At 74.2% G+C, this 23,364-nt stretch carries 24 protein-coding genes; 16 read left to right on the top strand and 8 right to left on the bottom strand.

Features of this window, described 5'->3' with window-relative positions:
• Positions 1 to 52 precede the first annotated feature (52 nt).
• Both ACRYRX_RS00935 and ACRYRX_RS00930 read right to left on the bottom strand, forming a co-directional pair.
• Positions 53 to 295 carry an acyl-CoA carboxylase subunit epsilon gene (locus tag ACRYRX_RS00935; protein ID WP_432509898.1) on the bottom strand — a complete coding sequence of 81 codons (243 nt, stop codon included), beginning with the start codon at positions 293 to 295 and terminating at the stop codon, positions 53 to 55.
• Positions 292 to 1,902 carry an acyl-CoA carboxylase subunit beta gene (locus tag ACRYRX_RS00930; protein WP_432509897.1) on the bottom strand — a complete coding sequence of 537 codons (1,611 nt, stop codon included), beginning with the start codon at positions 1,900 to 1,902 and terminating at the stop codon, positions 292 to 294. The genes ACRYRX_RS00935 and ACRYRX_RS00930 overlap by 4 nt, the downstream gene beginning before the upstream one ends.
• A 108-nt stretch (positions 1,903 to 2,010) precedes the next feature.
• On the opposite strand from ACRYRX_RS00930, the gene ACRYRX_RS00925 reads away from it, so the two are divergent.
• Positions 2,011 to 3,225: an NADP-dependent isocitrate dehydrogenase gene (locus ACRYRX_RS00925; RefSeq protein ID WP_432509896.1), complete on the top strand. Its 1,215-nt coding sequence runs from the start codon at positions 2,011 to 2,013 to the stop codon at positions 3,223 to 3,225.
• Positions 3,226 to 3,293: 68 nt separating this feature from the next.
• Here the strand turns inward: ACRYRX_RS00925 and ypfJ are convergent, their stop codons facing one another.
• A complete protein-coding gene (gene ypfJ, locus ACRYRX_RS00920; RefSeq protein ID WP_432509895.1) occupies positions 3,294 to 4,196 on the bottom strand; it encodes a KPN_02809 family neutral zinc metallopeptidase in 903 nt (300 codons plus the stop codon).
• 140 nt (positions 4,197 to 4,336) lie between these two features.
• Between ypfJ and corA the strand changes: the two genes are divergently transcribed.
• Together corA and yidD are read left to right on the top strand one after the other, a co-directional pair.
• Positions 4,337 to 5,464, top strand: a complete 1,128-nt coding sequence (gene corA, locus ACRYRX_RS00915; RefSeq protein WP_432509894.1) for a magnesium/cobalt transporter CorA — start codon at positions 4,337 to 4,339, stop codon at positions 5,462 to 5,464.
• Positions 5,465 to 5,490: 26 nt separating this feature from the next.
• Complete coding sequence (yidD, locus tag ACRYRX_RS00910) at positions 5,491 to 5,787, top strand: membrane protein insertion efficiency factor YidD (RefSeq protein WP_432509893.1); 297 nt, start codon at positions 5,491 to 5,493, stop codon at positions 5,785 to 5,787.
• A gap of 25 nt (positions 5,788 to 5,812) precedes the next feature.
• Here the strand turns inward: yidD and purU are convergent, their stop codons facing one another.
• Entirely contained in the window at positions 5,813 to 6,670 is an 858-nt protein-coding gene (purU, locus tag ACRYRX_RS00905; RefSeq protein WP_432509892.1) for a formyltetrahydrofolate deformylase, read from the bottom strand.
• Positions 6,671 to 6,693: 23 nt separating this feature from the next.
• On the opposite strand from purU, the gene ACRYRX_RS00900 reads away from it, so the two are divergent.
• The 4 genes from ACRYRX_RS00900 (at position 6,694) to ACRYRX_RS00885 (ending at position 11,069) form a co-directional block, all read left to right on the top strand.
• Positions 6,694 to 7,827, top strand: a complete 1,134-nt coding sequence (locus ACRYRX_RS00900; RefSeq protein WP_432509891.1) for an isochorismate synthase — start codon at positions 6,694 to 6,696, stop codon at positions 7,825 to 7,827.
• A 188-nt stretch (positions 7,828 to 8,015) separates the two neighbouring features.
• Complete coding sequence (gene glyA / locus ACRYRX_RS00895; RefSeq protein ID WP_432509890.1) at positions 8,016 to 9,311, top strand: serine hydroxymethyltransferase; 1,296 nt, start codon at positions 8,016 to 8,018, stop codon at positions 9,309 to 9,311.
• The gene (locus tag ACRYRX_RS00890; RefSeq protein WP_432509889.1) at positions 9,308 to 10,195 is read left to right on the top strand and encodes a bifunctional methylenetetrahydrofolate dehydrogenase/methenyltetrahydrofolate cyclohydrolase; all 888 of its coding nucleotides are present in this window, start codon (positions 9,308 to 9,310) and stop codon (positions 10,193 to 10,195) included. Before glyA ends, ACRYRX_RS00890 begins: the two co-directional genes overlap by 4 nt.
• A gap of 49 nt (positions 10,196 to 10,244) precedes the next feature.
• Entirely contained in the window at positions 10,245 to 11,069 is an 825-nt protein-coding gene (locus ACRYRX_RS00885) for an exodeoxyribonuclease III (protein WP_432509888.1), read from the top strand.
• Here ACRYRX_RS00885 and ACRYRX_RS00880 read toward each other — a convergent pair.
• Positions 11,057 to 12,418: an FAD-dependent oxidoreductase gene (locus ACRYRX_RS00880; protein WP_432509887.1), complete on the bottom strand. Its 1,362-nt coding sequence runs from the start codon at positions 12,416 to 12,418 to the stop codon at positions 11,057 to 11,059. The genes ACRYRX_RS00885 and ACRYRX_RS00880 overlap by 13 nt on opposite strands.
• 82 nt (positions 12,419 to 12,500) lie before the next feature.
• On the opposite strand from ACRYRX_RS00880, the gene ACRYRX_RS00875 reads away from it, so the two are divergent.
• From ACRYRX_RS00875 to ACRYRX_RS00860, 4 genes are read left to right on the top strand one after another with little or no spacing between them, the layout of a single operon-like run.
• Complete coding sequence (locus ACRYRX_RS00875; protein WP_432509886.1) at positions 12,501 to 13,439, top strand: ABC transporter ATP-binding protein; 939 nt, start codon at positions 12,501 to 12,503, stop codon at positions 13,437 to 13,439.
• The gene (locus tag ACRYRX_RS00870; protein WP_432509884.1) at positions 13,436 to 14,308 is read left to right on the top strand and encodes a hypothetical protein; all 873 of its coding nucleotides are present in this window, start codon (positions 13,436 to 13,438) and stop codon (positions 14,306 to 14,308) included. The genes ACRYRX_RS00875 and ACRYRX_RS00870 overlap by 4 nt, the downstream gene beginning before the upstream one ends.
• A complete protein-coding gene (locus ACRYRX_RS00865) occupies positions 14,305 to 15,243 on the top strand; it encodes an ABC transporter ATP-binding protein (protein WP_432509883.1) in 939 nt (312 codons plus the stop codon). The genes ACRYRX_RS00870 and ACRYRX_RS00865 overlap by 4 nt, the downstream gene beginning before the upstream one ends.
• The gene (locus tag ACRYRX_RS00860; protein WP_432509882.1) at positions 15,240 to 15,968 is read left to right on the top strand and encodes an ABC transporter permease; all 729 of its coding nucleotides are present in this window, start codon (positions 15,240 to 15,242) and stop codon (positions 15,966 to 15,968) included. The genes ACRYRX_RS00865 and ACRYRX_RS00860 overlap by 4 nt, the downstream gene beginning before the upstream one ends.
• A gap of 74 nt (positions 15,969 to 16,042) precedes the next feature.
• Here the strand turns inward: ACRYRX_RS00860 and galK are convergent, their stop codons facing one another.
• The 3 genes from galK to ACRYRX_RS00845 are packed head-to-tail and all read right to left on the bottom strand — an operon-like array spanning position 16,043 to position 19,163.
• A complete protein-coding gene (gene galK, locus ACRYRX_RS00855) occupies positions 16,043 to 17,257 on the bottom strand; it encodes a galactokinase (RefSeq protein ID WP_432509881.1) in 1,215 nt (404 codons plus the stop codon).
• Positions 17,254 to 18,357, bottom strand: a complete 1,104-nt coding sequence (galT, locus tag ACRYRX_RS00850) for a galactose-1-phosphate uridylyltransferase (protein WP_432509971.1) — start codon at positions 18,355 to 18,357, stop codon at positions 17,254 to 17,256. Before galT ends, galK begins: the two co-directional genes overlap by 4 nt.
• A 29-nt stretch (positions 18,358 to 18,386) precedes the next feature.
• A complete protein-coding gene (locus tag ACRYRX_RS00845; RefSeq protein ID WP_432509880.1) occupies positions 18,387 to 19,163 on the bottom strand; it encodes a DeoR/GlpR family DNA-binding transcription regulator in 777 nt (258 codons plus the stop codon).
• 114 nt (positions 19,164 to 19,277) lie between these two features.
• Here ACRYRX_RS00845 and trpS point away from each other — a divergent pair, with 114 nt between their 5' ends.
• From trpS to ACRYRX_RS00820, 5 genes are read left to right on the top strand one after another with little or no spacing between them, the layout of a single operon-like run.
• Entirely contained in the window at positions 19,278 to 20,339 is a 1,062-nt protein-coding gene (gene trpS / locus ACRYRX_RS00840) for a tryptophan--tRNA ligase (protein ID WP_432509879.1), read from the top strand.
• Positions 20,336 to 20,872, top strand: coding sequence for a 2'-5' RNA ligase family protein (locus ACRYRX_RS00835; RefSeq protein WP_432509878.1), 537 nt, complete (start codon positions 20,336 to 20,338; stop codon positions 20,870 to 20,872). Before trpS ends, ACRYRX_RS00835 begins: the two co-directional genes overlap by 4 nt.
• Positions 20,869 to 21,972, top strand: coding sequence for a YihY/virulence factor BrkB family protein (locus tag ACRYRX_RS00830; RefSeq protein WP_432509877.1), 1,104 nt, complete (start codon positions 20,869 to 20,871; stop codon positions 21,970 to 21,972). Before ACRYRX_RS00835 ends, ACRYRX_RS00830 begins: the two co-directional genes overlap by 4 nt.
• Before the next feature lie 21 nt (positions 21,973 to 21,993).
• Positions 21,994 to 22,236 carry an SCO4848 family membrane protein gene (locus ACRYRX_RS00825; protein WP_432509876.1) on the top strand — a complete coding sequence of 81 codons (243 nt, stop codon included), beginning with the start codon at positions 21,994 to 21,996 and terminating at the stop codon, positions 22,234 to 22,236.
• Positions 22,237 to 22,249: 13 nt separating this feature from the next.
• Positions 22,250 to 23,266, top strand: coding sequence for a LacI family DNA-binding transcriptional regulator (locus ACRYRX_RS00820; protein ID WP_432509875.1), 1,017 nt, complete (start codon positions 22,250 to 22,252; stop codon positions 23,264 to 23,266).
• Positions 23,267 to 23,364 lie beyond the last annotated feature (98 nt).

The raw sequence follows: 23,364 nt of genomic DNA, 5'->3' as shown, positions 1-23,364 counted from the left end.
CCTGCGTCGAACGTCACGTGGCGATCCTACGGCGGGGCGGCGACGGGGCCGGTCAGCGCGGCAGGGCGCTCGCGCGCCAGGAACCCCTCCCCGGCGCCGGGGGCAGACCCAGCACGTGACGGCGGTCGGCCCACCGCGAGCGCGGGGCCGGGGCGGCCTCCACCGTCGCGGGCCGGCGCAGCCGGGAGGTCAGGACGACCGTCAGGGCCGCGAGCTCCTCCGGTCCGGGGTTGCCGCGCTCGATGCGCAGCGTCCCCAGCAGTTCGGCGACGTCCACCGGCTCCTCCCTGTTCACAGCGGGATGTTCCCGTGCTTCTTGGCCGGCAGGGTCGCCCGCTTGCTGGCCAGCGCGCGCAGCGCCCGGACGACCTGCACGCGGGTCTCGCTCGGGGCGACGACCGCGTCGACGAAACCCCGCTCGGCCGCGACGTACGGGTTCGCCAGCTGCAGCTCGTAGTCGTCGACGAGCTCGCGGCGCTTGGCGTCGACGTCCTCGCCGGCCTCCGCGGTCTCCTTCAGGACGTTGCGCTGCAGGATGTTCACCGCACCCTGGGCGCCCATGACCGCGATCTGCGCGCTCGGCCACGCCAGGCACACGTCGGCGCCCATCTCCTTGGACCCCATGACGATGTACGCCCCGCCGTACGCCTTGCGGGTGATGACGGTGATGAGCGGCACGGTCGCCTCGGCGTAGGCGTACAGCAGCTTCGCGCCGCGGCGGATGATGCCGTTCCACTCCTGGTCGGTGCCGGGCAGGAACCCCGGCACGTCGACGAACGTCAGGACCGGGACGTTGAACGCGTCGCACAGCCGCACGAACCGCGCCGCCTTCTCCGAGGCGTCGATGTCCAGGGTCCCGGCCAGCTGCTGCGGCTGGTTCGCGACGATCCCCACCGGCCGGCCCTCGACCCGCGCGAAACCCGTCAGGACGTTCGGCGCGAACAACTCGTGGACCTGCAGGAACTCCTCGTCGTCCACGACGGCGGCGATGACGGCCGTCATGTCGTACGGCTGGTTCGGGGAGTCCGGGACGATGGAGTCCAGCACCAGGTCGTCCTCGTCGACGACGAGGTCGCGCGCGTGCTCCGGAGGCAGCAGCGGCGGCTCGGACAGGTTGTTCGAGGGCAGGTAGGACAGCAGTTCGCGCACGTACGCGATCGCGTCGTCCTCGGTGTCGGCCAGGTGGTGGGCGACGCCGGAGCGGGTGGCGTGCGTGCGCCCGCCCCCCAGCTCCTCGAACCCGACGTCCTCACCGGTCACGGTGCGGATGACGTCCGGGCCCGTCACGAACATGTGCGACGTCTCGTCGGCCATGACGGTGATGTCGGTCAGCGCGGGGGAGTACACCGCGCCCCCGGCCGAGGGGCCGAGGATGAGCGAGACCTGCGGGACGACGCCCGAGGCGTGGACGTTGCGGCGGAAGATCCGCGCGTACTGCACGAGGGAGGCGACGCCCTCCTGGATGCGGGCCCCGCCGCCGTCGTTGATGCCGACCACCGGGCAGCCGGTGCGGGCGGCGAAGTCCTGCAGCTCGACGATCTTCGCGCCGTGCTCCTCGCCCAGGGACCCGCCGAAGGCGGTGAAGTCCTGCGCGTACACGCACACCGGACGGCCGTCGACCGTCGCGTAGCCGGTGACGACCCCGTCGCCGTCGACGTGCTTGGCGGCCATCCCGAAGGCCGTCGCGCGGCTGCGGACCAGGCCGCCGCGCTCGACGAACGACCCCTCGTCGACCAGCGCCGCGATGCGCTCGCGGGCGGTCTTCTTGCCGCGCGGGTGCTGCTTGGCGGCCGCGCGCTCGTCGGCGGCGCGGACCGCGGCGTCGGTGCGGGCGTGCAGTCCCGCGAGCTGACCGGCCGTGGTCCGCGGATCGAGCTGCGCTGGGGTCTCGAGACTGCTCACGGAGCCGCAGCGTACGTGACAAGACGGACCCCGCGGTGAAGGCTGGGGGTGGCGCGGGCGGTAGCTTGACGTCGAGAGACAGCCCAGTGAGTCGGAGGAGACAGCACAGTGGCCAAGATCAAGGTCCAGGGTCCGGTCGTCGAGCTCGACGGCGACGAGATGACCAGGATCATCTGGCAGTTCATCAAGGACCGCCTGATCCACCCCTACCTCGATGTCGACCTGGAGTACTACGACCTCGGCGTCGAGCACCGCGACGCCACCGACGACCAGGTGACGATCGACGCCGCGCACGCCATCCAGAGGGCCGGTGTGGGCGTCAAGTGCGCCACCATCACCCCCGACGAGGCGCGCGTCGAGGAGTTCGGCCTGAAGAAGATGTGGCGGTCCCCGAACGGGACGATCCGCAACATCCTCGGCGGCGTGATCTTCCGCGAGCCGATCATCATCTCCAACATCCCGCGCCTGGTGCCGGGCTGGACCAAGCCGATCATCGTCGGCCGCCACGCCTTCGGCGACCAGTACCGCGCCACCGACTTCAAGTTCCCCGGCGAGGGCACCCTGACGGTGACCTTCACGCCCAAGGACGGCGGGGAGCCCATCGAGCACGAGGTCTTCCAGGCCCCCGGCGCCGGCGTCTCGCTGTCGATGTACAACCTCGACAGCTCCATCGTCGACTTCGCCCGCGCGTCGCTGAACTACGGCCTGGCCCGCAAGTACCCGGTGTACCTGTCCACGAAGAACACGATCCTGAAGGCCTACGACGGCCGCTTCAAGGACATCTTCGAGGAGGTCTTCCAGACCGAGTTCAAGGACAAGTTCGCCGAGGCCGGGATCACCTACGAGCACCGCCTCATCGACGACATGGTCGCCGCGTCCCTGAAGTGGGAGGGCGGGTACGTCTGGGCCTGCAAGAACTACGACGGCGACGTGCAGTCCGACACCGTCGCGCAGGGCTTCGGCTCCCTCGGCCTCATGACCTCCGTGCTGTCCACCCCGGACGGCTCGGTCGTCGAGGCCGAGGCCGCGCACGGCACCGTGACCCGCCACTACCGCCAGCACCAGCAGGGCAAGCCGACGTCGACGAACCCGATCGCGTCGATCTACGCCTGGACCCGGGGCCTGGCGCACCGCGGCAAGCTGGACTCCACCCCCGAGCTCATCGGTTTCTCCGAGACCCTCGAGGACGTCGTCATCAAGACCGTCGAGAGCGGCAAGATGACCAAGGACCTCGCCCTGCTCGTCGGCCCGGAGCAGGCGTGGCAGACGACCGAGGAGTTCCTCGGCTCGCTCGACGAGAACCTCGCCGCGCGCCTGGCCTGAACCCGCGCGACGAACCACCCCGACGGCCCCGCACCCACCGGTGCGGGGCCGTCGGCCGTGCGGGGGGCCTACAGGGTCGTCGCCGCGAACGTGTCGCACCGCGCGGGGTCACCCGTCCGCAGCCCCGTCGTGAACCAGCGCTGCCGCTGCTCGGACGAGCCGTGCGAGAACGCGTCCTCGTCCACCGGCCCGCCGCCCAGCTCGGTCTGGATGAAGTCGTCGCCGATGCGGCCGGCCGCGTCCAGCGCCCGCGCCACGTCGTCCTGCGTGAGCTCCTCGATGAGCGGGGCACCGGAGTCGTCCGGCACGGTCGTGGCGTGGTTGGCCCACGCCCCGGCGTAGCAGTCGGCCTGCAGCTCCAGCCGCACGCTGCCGCTGTCCGGGCCCGTGACCCCGGCCTGGACCCGGCCGGTGGTCCCCAGCAGGTGCTGCACGTGGTGGCCGTACTCGTGGGCGATGACGTACGCGTCGACGAACGTGCCGCCCTGCGCGCCGAACCTCGTCCGCAGCTCCTCGAAGAACGACAGGTCCAGGTACACCAGCTGGTCGGCGGGGCAGTAGAACGGCCCCGTCCCCGACGACGCCGCGCCGCACCCGGTCTGCGTGGACCCGGCGAAGAAGACGGTGCTGGTGGGCGCGTAGCGGTTCCCCAGGACCCCGCCCCAGTAGTCCTGGATCGACTCCACGTCGGCCACGACCGCGCACTCGGCGCGCGCGTTGGCGTCGGCCCCGGTGCGGCAGGACGCGGCCAGCTGGCCGTCGTCGACGGTCTGCCCGGCCCCGAGCTGGTCCAGCGCGGGCCCGAACTGCTGCGAGGAGGGCCCGCCGCCGCCGAGCACCTGGAACAGGACCAGCACGAGGATCCCCACGATCCCCAGCCCGCCGCCGCCCAGCGCGACGGCGCGGCCCCCGCCGCCGCGGCGGTCCTGCACCCCGCCGGTGTCCAGGCTCGCGTCGTCCCGGTACCTCATGCCTTCCCCACCCGCTGTCCTCGTCCGTCACGGTCCGTCCGCCCCAGCGTGGGGCCGGACGGGTCGGTCCGCTCCCCGGGGGCGGCGCGGGGCCGGGCACACTGGGGCGTCGCACCCCGAGCACCCCAGGGAGGTCCACCGTGCCCCGCCGCCGTCTGCCGTTGCCGTCGATGGGACGACGGGGCATGGTCCCCTCCCGCAACCTCGCCCGGGACGGCGCGATCCCCTCGGCGCCGATGGCCCGCGGCAGCAGCCTCGTCGACTCCGGCGTCTACGAGAACGGGCACCGCGTCGTCTCGCCCGGTGACCTCGTGAGCACCGTGCGGGCGCTGCGCGAGGGCGAGGGGCGCGTGGCGTGGATGGGGCTGTACCGGCCGGCGGAGGAGGAGCTGAACGCGCTGGCCGCCGAGTTCGGGCTGCACGAGCTGGCCGTCGAGGACGCCGTCGTGGCCCACCAGCGCCCCAAGCTCGAGCGGTACGGCTCGACGTTGTTCGTCGTGCTGCGCGCGGCCCGCTACGACGACGAGGCCGAGGAGGTCGAGTTCGGCGAGCTGCACCTGTTCATCGGCCGCGACTTCCTGCTGACCGTCCGGCACGCCGAGTCGCCCGACCTGGCGCAGGTCCGCAAGCGCCTGGAGGCCGACCCCGAACTGCTGGGCCTGGGGACCGAGGCGATCCTCTACGCCATCCTCGACGCGGTGGTCGACGGGTACGGGCCGGTCCTGCGGGGCCTGGAGAACGACATCGACGAGATCGAGACCCAGGTGTTCACCGGGGACCCCGCGGTCTCCCGGCGCATCTACGAGCTGTCGCAGGAGGTCGGCGACTTCCAGCGGGCGGTGACCCCGCTGACCGCGATCCTCACCGGCCTCACCGGGGGCTTCGAGAAGTACCGGGTGGACGAGGAGCTCCAGCGGTACCTGCGCGACGTCGCCGACCACGTCACCGTCGCGATCGAGCGGATCGAGAACTACCGCAACCAGTTGCGCGACATCCTCACCGTCAACGCGACCCTGGTGGGGCAGCGGCAGAACGAGGAGATGCGCGCGCTGACGGAGGCCAGCTTCGCCCAGAGCGAGGAGGTCAAGAAGATCTCCTCGTGGGCGGCGATCCTGTTCGCCCCCAGCCTGGTCGGCGGGATCTACGGGATGAACTTCACGCACATGCCGGAACTGGACTGGACCTTCGGGTACCCGCTGGCGCTGCTGCTGATGCTCGGGCTGAGCATCGCGCTGTTCGTCATCTTCAAGCGCCGCGGGTGGCTGTGAGGCCGGACCGTCCGTAGCGTGCGGGGATGAGCAGCTTCGCCGCCCGCGTCGTCGACACCGCCATCGGCTGGTACCAGCGGTCGATCTCCCCGCGCAAGGGGTACTCCTGCGCCCACCGCGTCGCCCACGGCGGGGACTCCTGCTCGGAGGCCGTGCGCGAGCAGGTCGCGCGCCTGGGCGTGGTGCGCGCCGTCCCGGCCGGGGCGCTGCGCTTCCTCGCCTGCTACCGCGCCGTCGCGCTGCTGCTGCCGGCGCAGACCAGCGGGGTCTGCTGCATCGGCCCCGTCCCGATCCCCTTCCGCTTCGGCGGCCGCCGCCCCTGACCGCGCGGCCGGGGCGGGGGCCGGCTCAGCGGAAGACGACGGTCCGGTTCCCGTCGAGCAGGACCCGCTGCTCGGCGTGCCAGCGCACCGCCCGCGCCAGCGTCCGCGCCTCCACGTCCTGACCGATCCGCACCAGCTCGGCCGGCGTCGCGCGGTGGTCCACGCGCTCGATCTCCTGCTCGATGATCGGGCCCTCGTCGAGGTCGGCCGTCACGTAGTGCGCCGTCGCCCCGATGATCTTCACGCCCCGCGCGTGCGCCTGGTGGTACGGGCGGGCGCCCTTGAAGCTCGGCAGGAACGAGTGGTGGATGTTGATCGCACGCCCGGACAGGCTGCGGCACAAGTCGTCCGACAGGATCTGCATGTACCGGGCCAGCACCACCAGCTCCGCGCCGTGCTCCTCGACCAGCTCCAGCAGCCGGGCCTCCCCGGCGGCCTTCGACGCCGCGTCGCCCGTCACGACCGGCACGTGGACGAACGGGACGCCGTAGAACTCCGCCAGCGGCCGCAGGTCGGTGTGGTTCGACACGACCGCGCGGACGTCCACCGGCAGGTGGCCCGCGCGGTGCCGGAACAGCAGGTCGTTCAGGCAGTGCCCCTGCTTGGAGCACATCACCAGCGTCGGCAGCGGATCGTCGGCCGCCGACAGCTTCCAGTCCAGGTCGAAGCGCTGGGCGACGACCTCCAGGTTCGCCCGCAGCGCCTCCTCGCTCGCCGTGGCGTCGAAGGCGACCCGCATGGTGAACAGCCCCGAGTCCGGGTCCCCGTACTGCTGGCTCTCGGTGATGTTCGCGTCGAGGGCGACGAGGGCACCGGTCACCGCGTGGACGATGCCGGGACGGTCGGGGCAGGACAGGGTCAGGACCCTCGGGCGCGTGCTCACGACGGCAAGCCTAGGCTGGCGGGGTGTCGGAACCAGAAGCGGTGGGGCTCGCCGTGCGGGGCGGGGCCACCGTCTTCTCCGGGGAGAAGTCCACCCTCGTCCAGACCGGGCCGCGCCCGCTCGTCCCCGGCGGGTCCGGGATCGAGCAGCTGCGCCGCACCACCGCCGCCCTCGACGGCGCGCCCCGCGGCCTCATCGCCGCCGGCGCGGTGCCCTTCGACCTGACCCGGCCCGGCGCCCTGCGCCTGGGGACCGGCGAGATCAGCCCCGGCCCCCTGCCGCTGCCCCTGGTCGGCAGCCGCGGGCAGGTCACCGTCGCCCGCAGCCGGCCCGTCCCGGCCCCCGGCGGGTACGCCGACGCCGTCCGCACGGCCCTGGCGCGCATCCGGTCGGGTGACGTCTCCAAGGTCGTCCTGGCCCGCACCCTGGAGCTGGAGGCCCTCGACGACTGGTCGGTCCCCGACCTCGTGGCCGAGCTCGTCGGCCGCAACCCCGGCGCCACCGCGCTCGCGGTCCCGGTCGACGACCCCGCCGACCCGCGGGCCCGCTGGCTCGTGGGCGCCAGCCCCGAGCTGCTGCTGCGCCGGCGCGGGCCGAGCGTCCTGCTGCGCCCGCTGGCCGGGTCCATCCCGCGCTCGCCGGAGCCGGAGGAGGACATGCGCCGCGCCGACGCGCTGATGACCTCCGACAAGGACCGGCGCGAGCACGCGTTCGTCGTCGACGCCGTCGTGGAGGCCCTGGCGCCGTTCTGCCGCACCATCACCGCCCCCGAGCCCGAGCTCGTCGCCACCCCCGCGGTCTGGCACCTGGCGACCCGGATCACCGCGCTGCTCAACGACACCGGCACCACGTCGGTCGACCTCGTCGCCGCGCTGCACCCGACCCCCGCCGTGGGCGGGTCGCCGCGGGCGGCGGCGCTGAAGGTCATCGACGAGGTCGAGGGCATGGACCGCGGCTGCTACGCCGGGGCCGTCGGCTGGCAGGACGTCCACGGGGACGGGGAGTGGGTGGTCGCCGTCCGCTGCGCGGAGGTGCGCGGGCGCACCCTGCGGATCTTCGCCGGCGCCGGGATCGTCGAGGGGTCCGACCCCGACGCCGAGGTCGCCGAGACCGCGGCCAAGATGCGGACCGTCCTGGACGCCGCGATCGCCCGGTAGGCCCCGTGGGCCCGGGAGCGCGTGGCCCGGGCGAGGTGTCCTGGGCTAACCTGGCCGGGCCGCGACTGGCGTCGAGGTGGGTCACCACCGGGGAGCGGCAACGGGACCCGTGCGCGGGTCCCGCCGTTCACGGGGTCGTCCGCCTGGGCTCCGCGTCGCCACCACCGCCCGCCGTACGAGGAGCGAACGTGACCGACGTCCAGCCCACCACCACCGGTGTGACCGACCGCCCCCTGTCCGAGGTCGACCCCGAGATCGCCGCCGTCCTGGACGCCGAGCTCGGCCGGCAGCGCGACACCCTGGAGATGATCGCCAGCGAGAACTTCGCGCCGCGGTCCGTGCTCGAGGCGCAGGGGTCGGTCCTGACCAACAAGTACGCCGAGGGGTACCCCGGCAAGCGCTACTACGGCGGCTGCGAGCACGTCGACGTGGCCGAGGAGCTGGCGCGCACCCGCGTCAAGGAGCTGTTCGGCGCCGAGCACGCCAACGTCCAGCCGCACTCCGGCGCCACCGCCAACGCGGCCGCCATGCACGCCCTCATCCGCGGCGGCGACGGCATCCTCGGCCTGGAGCTGGCCCACGGCGGGCACCTCACGCACGGCATGAAGATCAACTTCTCCGGGCGCATGTACGACGTCTCCGCCTACGGCGTGGACCCGCAGACCTTCCGCATCGACATGGACGTCGTGCGCGCCACCGCGCTCGAGGCCCGCCCGAAGTTGATCATCGCCGGCTGGTCGGCGTACCCGCGCCACCTCGACTTCGCCGCGTTCCGGTCCATCGCCGACGAGGTCGGCGCGTACCTGATGGTCGACATGGCCCACTTCGCCGGCCTCGTCGCCGCCGGGCTGCACCCCAGCCCCGTCCCGTACGCCGACGTCGTGACCTCCACGGTCCACAAGACCCTGGCCGGGCCGCGCTCGGGCCTGATCCTCACGAAGAACGAGTACGCCAAGAAGATCGACTCCGCGGTGTTCCCGGGCCAGCAGGGCGGCCCGCTCATGCACGTGATCGCCGCCAAGGCCGTGGCCTTCAAGGTCGCCGGCTCGCCCGAGTTCGCCGAGCGCCAGCAGCGCGTCCTGGAGGGCGCGAAGATCATCGCCGAGCGCCTCACCGCGTCCGACGCCGTGGAGGCCGGGGTCTCCGTCCTCACCGGCGGCACCGACGTCCACCTCGTGCTCGTCGACCTGCGCAACTCCGCGCTCGACGGCCAGCAGGCCGAGGACCGCCTCCACGAGGTCGGCATCACCGTCAACCGCAACGCCGTCCCGTTCGACCCGCGGCCCCCGATGGTCACCTCCGGCCTGCGCATCGGCACCCCGGCGCTGGCCACCCGCGGGTTCGGCGCCGCCGAGTTCACCGAGGTCGCCGACGTCATCGCGCAGGCCCTCAAGCCGGACTTCGACGCCGACGCGCTGCGCGCCCGCGTCGCCAAGCTCACGGCCGAGTTCCCGCTGTACCCCTCGAACCAGGGCGTCCTGTGAGCGCGGTCGTCCTCGACGGCAAGGCGGCCGCGGCCGCCGTCAAGGCCGACCTCGCCGGACGCGTCGCGACGCTGCGCGAGCACGGCGTCGTCCCCGGGCTGGGCACCGTCCTCGTCGGGGACGACCCGGGGTCGGCCAGCTACGTGCGCGGCAAGCACCGCGACTGCGCCGAGGTGGGGATCGCCTCGATCCAGGTCGAGCTGCCCGCGAACGCGACGCAGGGCGAGATCGAGTCCGAGATCGCGCAGCTGAACGCGAACCCCGACTGCACGGGGTTCATCGTCCAGCTGCCGCTGCCGGCCGGGATCGACGCCAACCGCGTCCTGGAGATGGTGGACCCGGACAAGGACGCCGACGGGCTGCACCCGACGAACCTGGGCCGGCTCGTCCTGCGCGTGCGCGAGGAGATCACCTCCCCGTTGCCGTGCACCCCGCGCGGGGTCATCGACCTGCTGCTGCGCCACGACGTGCCCCTCGACGGGGCCGAGGTCGTCGTCGTGGGCCGCGGCGTCACGGTGGGGCGGCCCATCGGGCTGCTGCTGACCCGCCGCCACCCCAACGCCACGGTCACCCTGTGCCACACCGGGACCCGCGACCTGGACGCGCACCTCAAGCGGGCCGACGTCATCGTCGCCGCCGCCGGGGTGCCGGGCCTGGTCACCCGGGAGAACGTCAAGCCGGGTGCCGCGGTGCTCGACGTCGGCGTCTCGCGCGTCGTGGACCCCGCGACGGGGAAGGCGAAGCTGACCGGTGACGTCGCCCTCGACGTCGCCGAGGTCGCCGGGTTCGTGGCGCCCAACCCCGGCGGGGTCGGCCCGATGACCCGCGCGCTGCTGCTGACGAACGTCGTCGAGTCGGCCGAACGGGCCGCCGGCCTGCGCTGACCCGGATCGCTGCCCGGCCCCGTCGGCGGGGTCGGGTAGCGTCCCGCGGGTGCCTGGGAAGAAGAAGCAACTGGTCGTCGCCACGGTCAACGTGAACGGCGTCCGCGCCGCCGTCCGCCGCGGGATGCCGGCCTGGCTGGAGCAGCGCGACCCCGACGTCCTGCTGCTGCAGGAGGTCCGCGCCCCCGACGCCGAGCTGCGCAAGGCGCTGCCGGGGTACCCGCACGTCGCCCACACCGAGGCCGCCGCCAAGGGCCGCGCCGGCGTCGCGGTCGCGGCGCGCCGGGAGTTCACCGCCGTCCGCATCGGGTTCGCCCACGACCCCCACTTCGAGACCTCCGGCCGCTGGGTCGAGGTCGACGTCGACACCGCGGTCGGGCCGATGACGTTCGTCAGCGTCTACGTGCACTCCGGCGAGGTCGGCAGCCCGCAGCAGGACGACAAGCACCGGTTCCTCGACGCCATGGACGTCCGGCTCGCCGAGCTCGGCGAGGTCGCCCGCGAGACCGGCCGGGAGGCGCTCGTCGCCGGGGACCTCAACGTCGGCCACACCGAGCGCGACATCAAGAACTGGAAGGGGAACCGCGGCAAGGCCGGGTTCCTCGAGGACGAGCGCGCCCACTTCGACCACTGGTTCGACGAGCTCGGCTGGGTCGACACCCAGCGGGAGGTCGCCGGCGACGTCGACGGCCCGTACGCGTGGTGGAGCTGGCGCGGCCAGGCGTTCGACAACGACAGCGGCTGGCGGATCGACTACCAGCTCGTCACCCCGGGCCTGGGCGAGCGGCTGCGCACCGTCGAGACCGACCGCGCGGCCAGCTACGCCGAGCGGTTCTCCGACCACGCCCCCGTGGTGGCGGTCTACGGCGCCTGACGGTCGCCGGGCCCCCGCAGCTCCTCCAGCGCCGGGAAGATCGCCTCCGACCACGTCGGGAACGCCCGCACGTGGTGGTGCAGCAGGTCCACGTCCAGGCCCGCGCGCACCGCCAGCGCCAGCTCGGCGCCCCAGGAGTCGGCGTCCGGGCCGACGCAGGCCGCCCCCACCAGCACCCCGGACCCGTCGGCGAACAGCTCCACCGCCCCGGTCACCCCGCTGCGCCGGGACAGCTCGACCAGGGTCGCCCGTTCCACCTGCGCCACGTCGAACCGCGCCGACCGCGCGCCGCCGGTGGCGCCGACGCAGAACACCGTCGGGTCGGTGTAGACGGCCCGCGGGACCGCGCGGTAGTCCGCGTCCCGCCCCCGGCCGAGGAGTTCACCGACCACCGTGCGGGCCTGGTGGTTCGCGGTGTGCGTGTAGTCGGAGACGCCCGTGACGTCACCGACGGCGAACAACCCCGGCACCGGCCCGTCGTCACCGACGACGCGGCAGCGGGCGTCGGTGCGCAGCGCCCCGGCGTCGGTGAGCCAGTCGTCGGCGAAGCCGAACCCGCCGGTCACGGGGGAACGGCCGGTCGCCAGCAGCAGCCGGTCGAACGGCAGCTGCGCCCCGGACTCCAGCCGCAACGCCCCGCCGCTCACCCCACCGCTCACCCCACCGCTCACCGACGCCGCGGGGTCGCCGGTGCGCACGTCGACGCCGTCGGCGGCCAGCGCCGCGGCGAGCACGTCCCCCACCCACGCGGGCTCCTTCGACAGCAGGTGCGGCCCGCGCTGCACCAGCGCCACCTCGCTGCCCAGCCCCCGGTAGGCCTGGGCGAGCTCGACCGCGACCGGCCCGCCGCCGAGGACGACGAGCCGGCCCGGCAGGTCGTCGGCGGCCAGCGCCTCCTCGGAGGTCCACGTCAGCCCGCCGGCCGCGGCGTCGTCCAGCCCCGGCAGCGGTGGCCGCACGGGGGAGCTGCCGGTGCCCACGACGACCGCCGCCGCCTCCACCACCCGCCCGCCCACCTCGACGCGGCCCGGGCCGATGCGCGTCGCCGCCCCCCGCACCACCTCCACCCCGTCGGCGGCGAGCTCGGCGGCGGCCGCTGAGTCGTCGCGGTGGGAGGCGGCCTCGTCCCGCACCGCGCGGGCCGCGACCCACGACAACCCCGACCGCGCCGACAGCAGCAGCGACTTCGCCGGCACGCAGGCCAGGTAGGGGCAGTACCCGCCGACGTGCCCCCGTTCCACGAGGACCACGCGGCGCCCGGCGCGCGCCAGCTCCTGGGCGACCATCTTCCCGCCGGACCCGGACCCCACGACGCACACGTCCACCGCGGTGGTCCTGGAAGTGGTCACGACGTGATGGTTCCCGAAGGATTGACCGCTCGCGCGTCGAAGGGGGGATCCAGGGAGCACCTGTGAGTGCTCTGATGGTCGGGTGGATGAACCAGCGGCACTGGAGTGCCTGGACGTGGGGAAGCGGTTCGGCGCGGTGCAGGCCCTCGACGGGCTGACGATGACCCTGGACGCCCCGGCGACCGGGTTGCTCGGGGCGAACGGGGCGGGCAAGTCGACGCTGCTGCGCACGGCCCTGGGGCTCACGAACCCCGACCGCGGGACGGTGCGGCTGCTCGGCCTCGACAGCGTCCGCGACCGGTCGCAGCTGCGGCGCCGGGTCGGTTTCATGCCCGAGCACCCGTGCCTGCCGGCGGACATGTCCGCGCAGGACGTGTGCGTGTCGCTGGCCCGGCTGCGCGGGCTGGGCCGCCGGGACGCGGTGCGCCGCACGAGCGAGGTGCTGTTCGCGGTGGGTCTGGAGGAGGAACGCCGCCGCCCCGTGGGCACGTACTCCCTGGGCATGCAGCAGCGCACGAAACTCGCCCAGGCCCTCGTGCACGGACCCGACCTGGTCCTGCTCGACGAACCCACCTCGGGGCTGGACCCGGCCGGCCGGGAGGAGATGCTGGCCATCGTGCGGAGGTTGTCGACCGAGCTCGGCATCCGCGTCATCGCCAGTTCCCACGTGCTGGACGACATCGAGCGCACCTGCGACGAGGTCGTCGTGCTGCGGAAGGGAACGCTTGCGGCGCAACGGGGTGTGGTCGTCGGCCACGACCCCTCGGGGCCGGTGGAACTGCGGGTCTCCGGCGACGTCGGCGGGTTCGCCGCGGCGCTGGAACCCCGGCTGGCGCCCCTGGGGGTCCAGGTGGGGCCCACCGGCGCCGGGGACATCGGGCTCAGCGCGAGCCCCGACGCGGCCCTGGACGTCGTGCGGGACCTGGCCGCCGAGCGCGGGGTGGGGATCGAGCGCCTCGTCCCGGCGGCCCGCGGCCTGGAGGACGTCGTGGTCGACGCGATGGCGGGCGGTGCCCGGTGAGCGAACCGGCGGCCGCGCCCCGCGCGGTGCTGCACGACATCCGCTACTCCCGGTTCTCCGGCGCCCTGCGCCCGCGCCGGTCGGCCGTGGCGAGTTTCGTCGCCAGCGGGGTGCGCCGGCCGCTGGGGTTGCGGCGCAGCGCCAGCGCGAAGATCTGGCCGTTCCTGCTGCTGGCCGCGGCCTACCTGCCGGCGCTGGCGGTGGTCGCCGTCCCGCTGCTGGTGCCCGCGGTGGACGTGCAGCCGACGGACCTCATCTCGTACTCGACGCTGCTGGCGACGAACTCCGTCGTCCTGCTGGCGTTCGTCGCGACGTCGATCCCCTCGATGCTGACCCGCGACCGGCGCGACCGGGTGCTGTCGCTGTACTTCGCCACGGCGCTGTCGTGGTTCGAGTACGTCGCGGGGGTGTTCCTGGCGGCGGTCTCGCTGCTGGCGATCATCGTGCTGGGGCCGCTGCTGGTGCTGTTCGTCGGGTCGATCGCGACGGCCGACGCCCCGGCCACCTGGTTCGGCGACCACGTCGGGGACCTGCCGCGCATCCTCGGCGCGGCCGCGGTCGTGGTGCTGTTCCACGCGAGCCTGGGGCTGGCGGTCGGGTCGCTGACCGCCAAGCGGGTGTTCGCCGTGGGCGGCTACCTCGCGGTCGTCCTGGTCGGGCCGGCGCTGACGGGGGCGGTCTCGGTGGTGTCGGGGGAGGACTGGCCGCTGGCGCTGGACCCGGCCAGCGGCCCGGTGCGGCTGGCGGCGGCGTTCGTCGGGGAGGACCTGACGGCGCCGGGCGCCCTGGCGTGGGGCGTGTGGGCGGTCGTCGTGGTCGGTGGGCTCACGGTCCTGTGCAGCCGGTACGGGAAGGGGAACGACGCGTGAGCACCATCGAGTTCACCGGCGTCAGCAAGTGGTTCGCGGACACCGTCGCCCTGTCCGACGTCACCGTCGGCATCGACGCGGGCGTCACGGGGCTGCTGGGGCACAACGGCGCGGGCAAGTCGACGGCGCTGCAGCTGCTGGCCGGGGCGACCAGCCCCAGCCAGGGGACCGTCCGGGTCCTGGGCCTGGACCCGCACGCCGACCCGGCCGTGAACCGCGGCCTGGGGATCGTCGCCGACGGCGAGGCCACCTGGGCGCACGCGAGCGCCCGGGCGCAGGTCGAGTTCCTGGCCCGGCAGCGCGGGGTCGCGCAGTACCGCCGGGCGGCGCAGGCCGTGCTGGAGCGGGTGGGCCTGACCGAGGCGGCCGACCGCCGGGTGGGGGGTTTCTCCAAGGGGATGCGGCAGCGGGTGAAGCTGGCGCAGGCCCTGGTCCACGACCCGCAGGTGCTGCTGCTCGACGAGCCGCTGAACGGCCTGGACCCCGCCCAGCGCCGCGCCGACGTGGACCTGCTGGCCGCGCTGGGGCGGGAGGGCCGCACGGTCGTGGTGAGCTCGCACGTGCTGTCGGAGGTCGAGCGGATGGCCTCGCGGGTGCTGGTGGTCGTCAACGGCCGGCTGGTGGCCGAGGGGGAACCGGCGGGGATCCGGGAACTGCTGGTGGACCGGCCGCGCACGGTGCGGCTGGAGGGGGAGCGGGTGCTGGAACTGGCCGGGACGTTGCTGGCGGAGGGGCTGGTGGAGTCGGTGCGGCGCGAGGGCGCGGGCCGGCCGGGGGTGCTGGTGGAGGCTCCGCGGGCCGTGGCGCTGGCCGAGGCGGTGCCGCGGCTGGCCCGCGAGCGCGGGGCGACGCTGCGGCGCGTCGAGGGGATCGGTGAGGACCTGGAGAGCGTGTTCGCCCACCTGGTCCGCGCGGCGAGGGGAGCGGGGCGATGAGCACCACGCTGTACGGGTTCTCGCTGCGCGGGATCCTCCTGCGCGGCCGGACGGCGGGTTTCGCGGTCCTGCCGCTGGTGGTGGCGGTGGTGGTGTTCGTCGTCATCGGCATCACCAGCGTCCCGAACCGCTACGGCGTGCAGAACACGTTCACGGGGAACCTGCTGACGGGTCTGGTCGTGCCGATCGTGGCGCTCGTCCTGGCCATCGGCGCGTTCGGGGACGAGCGGGACGCGCGGACGCTGCCGCTGCTGCGGGCGATCGCCCGCCCGCGCTGGCACACCGTCGTGGCCCGGTTCGCGGCGGCGTGGACGGCGACGGTGGTGGTGACGCTGCCGGCGGTCGTGGCCTGCGCGGTGCTGGGGATCTCGGTGAACCAGCCCGCGGGGCGGGTCGTGGGCGGGGTCGTGCTGGCGACGGTGCTGACGTCGGGGGCGTACTGCGCGCTGTTCGTGCTGCTGTCGCTGCTGACCCGCCGCGGGCTGCTGGCGGGGCTGGCGTACGTGGTGCTGTGGGAGACGTTCCTGGCCGGGCTGGCCCCGGCGCTGCGGGGGTTGTCGATCGGGTCGTACGGGCGCCGGGTGGCGTCCCTGGCGATCCCCGGTGACGTCCCGCTGGGGACGGTGTCGTCGCTGGGGGTGACCGGGGCGTCGCTGGTGCTGGTGGGGGTGACCGTCGTCGGGGTGGTGCTGTCGGCGCTGCGGTTGCAGCGCATGGACGTCTGACCCACCCGCCCCCGACCCGCCGGCGTCCGTCGGGGGGCCGGGGATCCGGGGGTCCGGCTCGTGGTCCGGAGGGGTCAGAGGTCGCGGGCGGCGCCCTCCGACGGCAGGGCCGCGAGGAACCTCGGGGCGGTCAGCCCCTGGTCGGCGTACGCCGCGTCGACGGCCTCGGCGACCGCCCGCACCCGGTCGGCGTGGACCAGCGCGATCGCCGACCCGCCGAAACCCCCGCCGGTCATCCGGGCCCCGAGGGCGCCGTGCGCGCGGGCGACGTCGACGGTGAGGTCCAGTTCCCGGCAGGACACCTCGTAGTCGTCGCGCAGGGAGTCGTGCGAGGCGTTCAGCAGGTCGCCGATCCCGTCGGCCCGGCCCTCGCGCAGGAGGGCGGCGGTGCGGGCGACCCGGTCGATCTCGGTGACGGCGTGCCGCACCCGGCGGCGCAGCACCTCCCCGTCGGGTTCGGCGCCGACGCGCTCCAGCGCGGCGTCGAGACCGGCGACGTCGACGCGGCGCAGGTTCGGCACGCCGAGCAGTTCCGCGGCCCGCTCCACGTCGGCGCGGCGGCGGCCGTACTCGCCCCCGGCGTGGGAGTGCCCGGCGCGGGTGTCGACGACCAGCAGCGCCAGCCCGGCCCCGGCGAGGTCGAGCGCGACCTGGGAGACGGAGTCGTCGTCGGTGTCGAGCAGGATCGCCCCGCCGGCGTGGCAGCGCAGCGACGCGGCCTGGTCCATGCCGCCGGTGTTCGCGCCCGCGACGACGTTCTCGGCGAGCTGGCAGGCGCTCGCCAGCCCGGCGCGGCCGGTGTCGTCCAGCGGCGCCTCGACGAGTTCGGCGAGGGCGACCGCGACGGCGCACTCCAGGGCCGCCGAGGACGACAGCCCCGAGCCGTAGGGGACGTGGCCGTCGACGAGGGCGTCGAACCCGCCGGTCAGGGCGAGGCCCTCGAACCCCTTGCGCTGCATCGCCCACGGGACACCGGCGACGTAGGCGGCCCAGCCGGCCGGGGAACCGGGGCCGACCTCGTCGAGCGCGACGACGACCTCGCCGGTCTCCTGCCGCGACCGGACCCGCACGACCCCGTCGGTCCGCGGCCGCAGCGCGACGAAGGTGCGGTGCGGCAGCGCCAGCGGCAGGCACAGCCCACCGGTGTAGTCGACGTGCTCACCGATGAGGTTGACCCGGCCCGGGGCCGACCAGACGCCCTCGGGTTCCTCGCCGTACGCGTCGCGGAACTCCCGGGCCAGCGCGGCGGCGGTCCCGGGACGTCCCGGTGCGTCGAAGAACTCGGTCACTGCTGAGCCACCTCACGGAGTCGGGCCGCCACCTTCTCGGGCGTCGTGTCGTTGATCCAGGCCGCCATGGCCGATTCGGACCCGGCGAGGAACTTCACCTTGCCGGGGCCGCGCTGCACGCTGAACACCTGCAGGTGCAGCCGGAAGTCGTCGCGGCCCTCGCGCGCGGGCGCCTGGAACCACCCCGCGATGTAGGGCATCGGGTGCTCGTCGGGGTAGTACCGGTCGAGCCGGCCCAGCACGTCGAGGTAGGCCCGGACGAGGTCGGCGCGCTCGTCCCCGGTCAGCGCCGGCAGGTCCGGCACGTCGCGGTGCGGGGCGAGGTGCACCTCGACGGGCCAGCGCGCGGCGGCCGGGACGTAGGCGGTGAAGTGCTCGGTGGAGAACAGGACGCGCTCGCCGGAGCGCCGCTCGGCGTCCAGGACGTCGCGGAACAGGTTGCGGCCGGTGGCCTCCCGGTGCTCGGCGGCGCGGCGCAGCATGGCCCGCGTCTTCGGCGTGACGTACGGGTACCCGTAGATCTGGCCGTGCGGGTGGGGGAGGGTGACGCCGATCTCGGCGCCGCGGTTCTCGAACACGAACACCTGCTCGACGCCCTCGGCGGCGTTCAGCGCCTCGGTGCGGTCGATCCACGCCTCGAGCACGGTGCGGGCGCGGTGCGGGTGCAGCGTCGCGAACGACCCGTGGGTGTCGGAGGTGAAGCAGACGACCTCGCAGCGGCCGGCCGCGGGGCGGGTGGGCCACAGCTCCTCGCCGTCGACGAACCCGTGCTCCCCGCCGATGCGGTTGGAGAACGACGGGAACCGGTTCTCGAACGCGACGACGTCGTAGCTGGAGTCGGCGATCTCGGTGGGGAACCCGCCGGGGACGGTGGGGGCCAGCGGGTCCTGGTCCGGCGGCGGCATGAGGGTGCGGTCGTTGCGGTGGGAGGCCATCGCGATCCAGTCGCCGGTGAGCGGGTCGAACCGCACCTGCGCACCGCCGCGCAGGGTCTGGTCGGCGGGGGGCAGCGGCCGGTGGTCCACGGCGTCGCGGACGCGCTCGCCGGACAGCCACGGCTCGGTGTCGTCGAAGTGGATGAGCTCGCGGCCGTCGGCCATCCGGACGGCGGTCTTGCGGAAGGGGTGGGTCACGTGGGGTCCTCCGTGGGGTCGGCGATGACGAGTTCACCGACGTGCTCGGCCAGGGCGGCGCGGTCGGCGGGGTCGAGGGCGGCGTCGGTGACGAGCACGTCGACCGCGGACAGGGGGGCGAAGGAGGTGAGGCCCACGACGGCGTGCTTGGTGGCGTCGGCGACGACGACGACGCGGGCCGCGCAGTCCATGAGGGCGCGGTTGGTGTCGGCCTCCAGCAGGTTCGGGGTCGTCAGCCCGGCGCGGACGTCGAGGCCGTGGACGCCGAGGAACAGGACGTCGACGTGCAGGGTCGCGAGCCCGGCGCGGGCCACGGGGCCCACGAGCGCGTCGGAGGGGGTCCGCTCGCCGCCGGAGAGGATGACGGTGCGGTCGGGTTCGTGCAGGACGTCGGCGACGCGGGGGGAGTTCGTCACGACGGTCAGGTCGGGCACGGCCCGCAGCTCGGCGGCCAGGGCGGCGGTGGTCGTCCCGGCGGACAGGGCCACCGAGGCGCCGGGCCCGGCGAAGCGGGCGGCGGCGCGGGCGACGGCCCGCTTGGCGTCGGGGCGGCGGGTGGACTTGGCGGCGAAGCCGGGTTCCTCGCTGGTGCGGCCGAGGGCGGCGGCGCCGCCGTGGACGCGGGCGACCAGGCCCTGCCGGGACAGCTCGCCGATGTCGCGGCGGACGGTCATCTCGGAGACGCCGAGGCGCTCGACGAGGTCGGCGACGCGGACGCCGCCGTGGGCGCGGACGGCGTCGAGGATCACCTCCTGCCGCTGATGGGCCAGCACCCCCCGAGCATGACGCGCGAACCACCCAGGGTCAAACAGAACCGAACACGACCGCACAGACGGCTCACCGACCTGGGCGGTCCCGCCCCGACGGCGGCTGGCAGGATGGAGGGCATGTCGGCAGAGGCAACCCCCGAGGCAGCTCCCACGGTCACCCAGGTCGCCACCGCGTCGGGTCGTCCCCGCCTGCTCTCGGGCATGCAGCCCACGTCGGGGTCGCTGCACCTGGGCAACTACCTGGGCGCGCTGAAGCAGTGGGTGGCGCTGCAGGACACCCACGAGGCCCTGTACTGCGTCGTCGACCTGCACGCCCTGACCGTCGGGCCCGACCCGGCCGAGCTGCGCGAGCGCTCCCGCTGGACCGCCGCGCAGTACATCGCCGCCGGCATCGACCCCGACCGGTCCGCGCTGTTCGTCCAGAGCCACGTCCCCGCGCACGCCCAGCTCGCCTGGGTGCTGTCCTGCATCACCGGCTTCGGCGAGGCCGGGCGCATGACGCAGTTCAAGGACAAGTCCGCCAAGCAGGGCGCCGAGTCCACCACCGTCGGGCTGTTCACCTACCCCGTCCTCATGGCCGCCGACATCCTGCTCTACCAGGCCGCCGAGGTCCCCGTCGGCGAGGACCAGCGCCAGCACCTGGAGCTGACCCGCAACCTCGCCCAGCGGTTCAACTCCCGCTACGGCGCCACCTTCGTCGTCCCCGAGCCCTTCATCCCGAAGGAGACGGCGAAGATCTACGACCTGCAGGACCCCACGGCCAAGATGAGCAAGTCCTCGTCCTCGCCGGGCGGCATCGTCGACGTCATGGACGACCCGAAGGCGACGGCCAAGAAGATCCGCTCGGCCGTCACCGACACCGGCCGCGAGGTCCGGTTCGACCCCGCCGAGAAGGCCGGCGTCTCCAACCTGCTGTCCATCCACTCCGCGCTGTCGGGCCGCACGATCGCCCAGCTGGAGGCCGACTTCGCCGGCCGCGGCTACGGGGACCTGAAGAAGGAGCTCGCCGAGGTCGTCACCGACGCCCTCGGCCCCGTCCGGGCCCGCGCCACCGAGCTGATGGCCGACCCCGGCGCCCTCGACGAGCTGCTCGCCCGCGGCGCCGCGCGGGCCAACGAGATCGCCGAGCAGACGCTCGCGACGGTGTACGACCGCGTCGGGCTGGTCGGGCGCCGGTGAGCTCAGGACCGTCCGCGCAGGTCCGGACCATCGGGGTGTCCATCCCGGTGCCGGACCCGCACGCCGCCGAGCTGACCGCGTGGCGCCGCGAGTTCGGCGACCCGCTGGCCCACGCCATCCCCCCGCACATCACCCTGCTGCCGCCGTTCGAGCTGGACCTGGCCGACCTGCCCGCCGCGCGCGACCACCTCGAGGCCACCGCCGCCACCGGCGCGCCCTTCGACGTGCACCTGCGCGGCACGGCCACCTTCCGCCCCGTCTCGCCCGTCGTCTTCGTCCAGCTCGCCCGCGGCATCTCCGAGTGCGAGCTGCTCCAGGCCGCGATCCGGACCGGCCCGCTGACCGCCGAGATCAACTTCCCGTTCCACCCCCACGTCACCGTCGCCCACGACGTCGACGAGGCCGCCCTGGACCGGGCCGAGCTCGTGTTGCGGGACTGGGAGGCGACCTTCACCGTGAAGGGGTTCAGCCTCTACGAGCACGGCGCCGACGGCGTCTGGCGGCCACGGGAGGACTTCACCTTCCAGCAGTGAGGGGCTCCGAACCGGTGAGCGCGGTCGAGCAGGCCAAGAACGCGATCGGCACGGTCACGCGCAGCTTCCCCGTCCGCGTCTGGCAGCGCTACGGCGACGCGCGCGGCAACGTCCTGGCCGGCGGGATCGCCTACTTCGCGTTCTTCTCGATCTTCCCCGCGCTCGCGGTGGGGCTGACGGTGCTGGGCCTGGTGATGCGCAACACCCCCGAGGTGCGCGACGTCGTCGTCGACAACCTCATCGCCGGGGTCGACCAGTACGCGCCGGGTCTGGTGCACCGCGGGACGAAGCCGCCGGAGGCCACCGGCATCTACATCGACGAGTTCATCCAGGGGACGGCCCTCACCTGGTCCCTCGTGGTGTCCACGGTGACGTTCCTGTTCACCGGCCTGGGCTGGATGGACGGCATGCGCCAGGGCATCCGCGCCGTCTTCGGCGACGACCCCGGTGACGGCAACGTCGTCGCCGTGCGGCTGCGGGACCTGCTGGGGATGGTCGTCGTCGGGTTCGGCGTGGGCCTGTCGGTCGCCTCGGTCGTGGCCACCAACGGCGCGGGCGGCTACCTGCTGGACCTCATGGGCTTCGAGCCCTCGACCTGGTCGAAGTGGCTGCTGACCGTCCTCGGCTTCGTCGTCGCGTTCGCCATCGACACCGGGACCTTCCTGCTCGTCTTCCGGGTGCTGCCCAACGCCGACGTGCCCGTGCGGGACCTGCTGCAGGGGGCGCTGCTCGGCGGGATCGGGCTGGGTCTGCTCAAGCAGTTCGGCACGTCCTTCGCCCGCCGCAGCGCCGAGGGCAACGCCTTCCTCGGCGCCGCCGCGACGCTCGTGGTGCTGCTCGTCCTCATGAACCTCATCAGCCGGCTCATCCTGCTCGCCGCGGCGTGGGCGGCCACCCGCGCCGACGACGCCGGGACCCTGCGGCCCGACCTCATGGCCGAGGCGCGGCTGGTGACCCCGCTGGGCCCCGAGCCCGCTCCGCGGCAGGAGGCCGCCGCGCACAAGCGGTCCTTCCTGTCCGGGGTGCTGCTGGGGGCCGCGGCGACGGGGGCGGGCCTGCTGGCGCTGCTGCGCCGGAACGGCCGGCGCGGCCGTCGCTGAGGCGGGTGGGAGGATCGGGGGGTGGTCCTCTCCAAACCCGTCAGCTGGTTCCTGGTCCTCTTCGGGGTCTGGAGCTGGTTCATCTGGCCGAACTTCCTGCGCAACGTCTGGAACGACGAGCGGTCCTGGCAGGACGGCCCGCAGCCGTTCTTCCTCGTCCACCTGGTGCTCGTCGTGGTGAGCCTGGTGCTGGGGACCGCGATCGCCGTCATCGGGATCCGCGGGCTGCGAGGATGGGCCCGCCCGTCCCGCGAGAACCGCTGACCCTGGAGGAACCGTGCCGACTCCGGCCGCGCCGACGCTGGAGTCGGTCGCCCTGCGCGCCGGCGTCTCCCGGGCCACCGCCGGCCGCGTCCTGGCCGGGTACGGCCGGGTCAGCGAGGCCGCGCGGGAGGCGGTCCTGCGGGCGGCCTCGGAACTGTCCTACGTCCCGAACCAGGCGGCGCGCTCGCTGGTGACCCGCCGCAGCGGCTCGGTGGCCCTGGTCGTGGTCGAGCCGGTGGAGCGGTTCTTCGCCGACTCCTACTTCCCGCTGGTCCTCAGCGGGGCCCAGGCCGAGCTGGCCGACCGCGAGGTGCAGCTGGTCCTGGTGGTGCTGTCCACCCAGCGGGAGCGGGAACGCTTCGAGCGCTACGCCCGCAGCGGGCACGTGGACGGGGCGATCCTGGTGTCGGTGCACGGCCCGGACCCCTTGCCGCAGCACCTGCGCGACGCCGGCATCCCGGTGGTGATGTCGGGGCGCCCCTACGAGGAGTCCTCCACGGTGCCGTTCGTCTCGGCGGACAACGTGGGCGGGGCCCGCACCGCCACCCGCCACCTGCTCGAGCGCGGCTGCCGCCGGGTCGTCACCGTGACGGGGCCGATGGACATGCGGGTGGGGCAGGAGCGGCTGGAGGGCTTCCGCACCGAGCTGCGCGCGCAGCGGCACCGGTTCAGCGCCGCGATGGTCGCCGACGGCGACTTCACCGTGGACGGCGGCCGGCGCGCCACGGAGGAGCTGCTGGCGCGCCGGCCCGACCTCGACGGGGTCTTCGCCGCCAACGACCTGATGGCCGCCGGGGTGCTGCAGGCGCTGGCGGCGGCGGGCCGGGCGGTGCCGGACCGGGTGCGGGTGGTGGGTTTCGACGACGCCCCGCTGGCGGCGGCCGCGACGCCGCCGTTGACGACGGTGCGCCAGCCGGTGGTCCAGATGGGGCGCGAGCTGGCGCGGATGCTGCTGGCGCTGGTGGACGGCCGGCCCGTGAGCGGTCACGTCGTGGCCGCCACCGAACTCGTCGAACGCGCGACGTCCTGACCCGTTGACACCGGGTGGTCCTCGGGTCCACTCTTGACGCACCCCATGAGAGCGCTCTCACACTTCGCGCCCCACGCTGAGAGCGCTCTCACGGACCT

Origin of the sequence: Kineococcus lubricus (genome assembly GCF_050871965.1) — a bacterium.
Lineage (GTDB): Bacteria > Actinomycetota > Actinomycetes > Actinomycetales > Kineococcaceae > Kineococcus.
Note: the sequence above shows the minus strand (reverse complement) of the source record. Positions and strands in the feature narration are given on the sequence as shown.

Coding starts and splice junctions, on each gene's coding strand:
- ypfJ (WP_432509895.1), bottom strand. CDS start 4,196: ATGAGGTACCGGGACGACGCGAGCCTGGACACCGGCGGGGTGCAGGAC.
- yidD (WP_432509893.1), top strand. CDS start 5,491: ATGAGCAGCTTCGCCGCCCGCGTCGTCGACACCGCCATCGGCTGGTAC.
- ACRYRX_RS00860 (WP_432509882.1), top strand. CDS start 15,240: ATGAGCACCACGCTGTACGGGTTCTCGCTGCGCGGGATCCTCCTGCGC.
- galT (WP_432509971.1), bottom strand. CDS start 18,357: ATGGCCGACGGCCGCGAGCTCATCCACTTCGACGACACCGAGCCGTGG.
- trpS (WP_432509879.1), top strand. CDS start 19,278: ATGTCGGCAGAGGCAACCCCCGAGGCAGCTCCCACGGTCACCCAGGTC.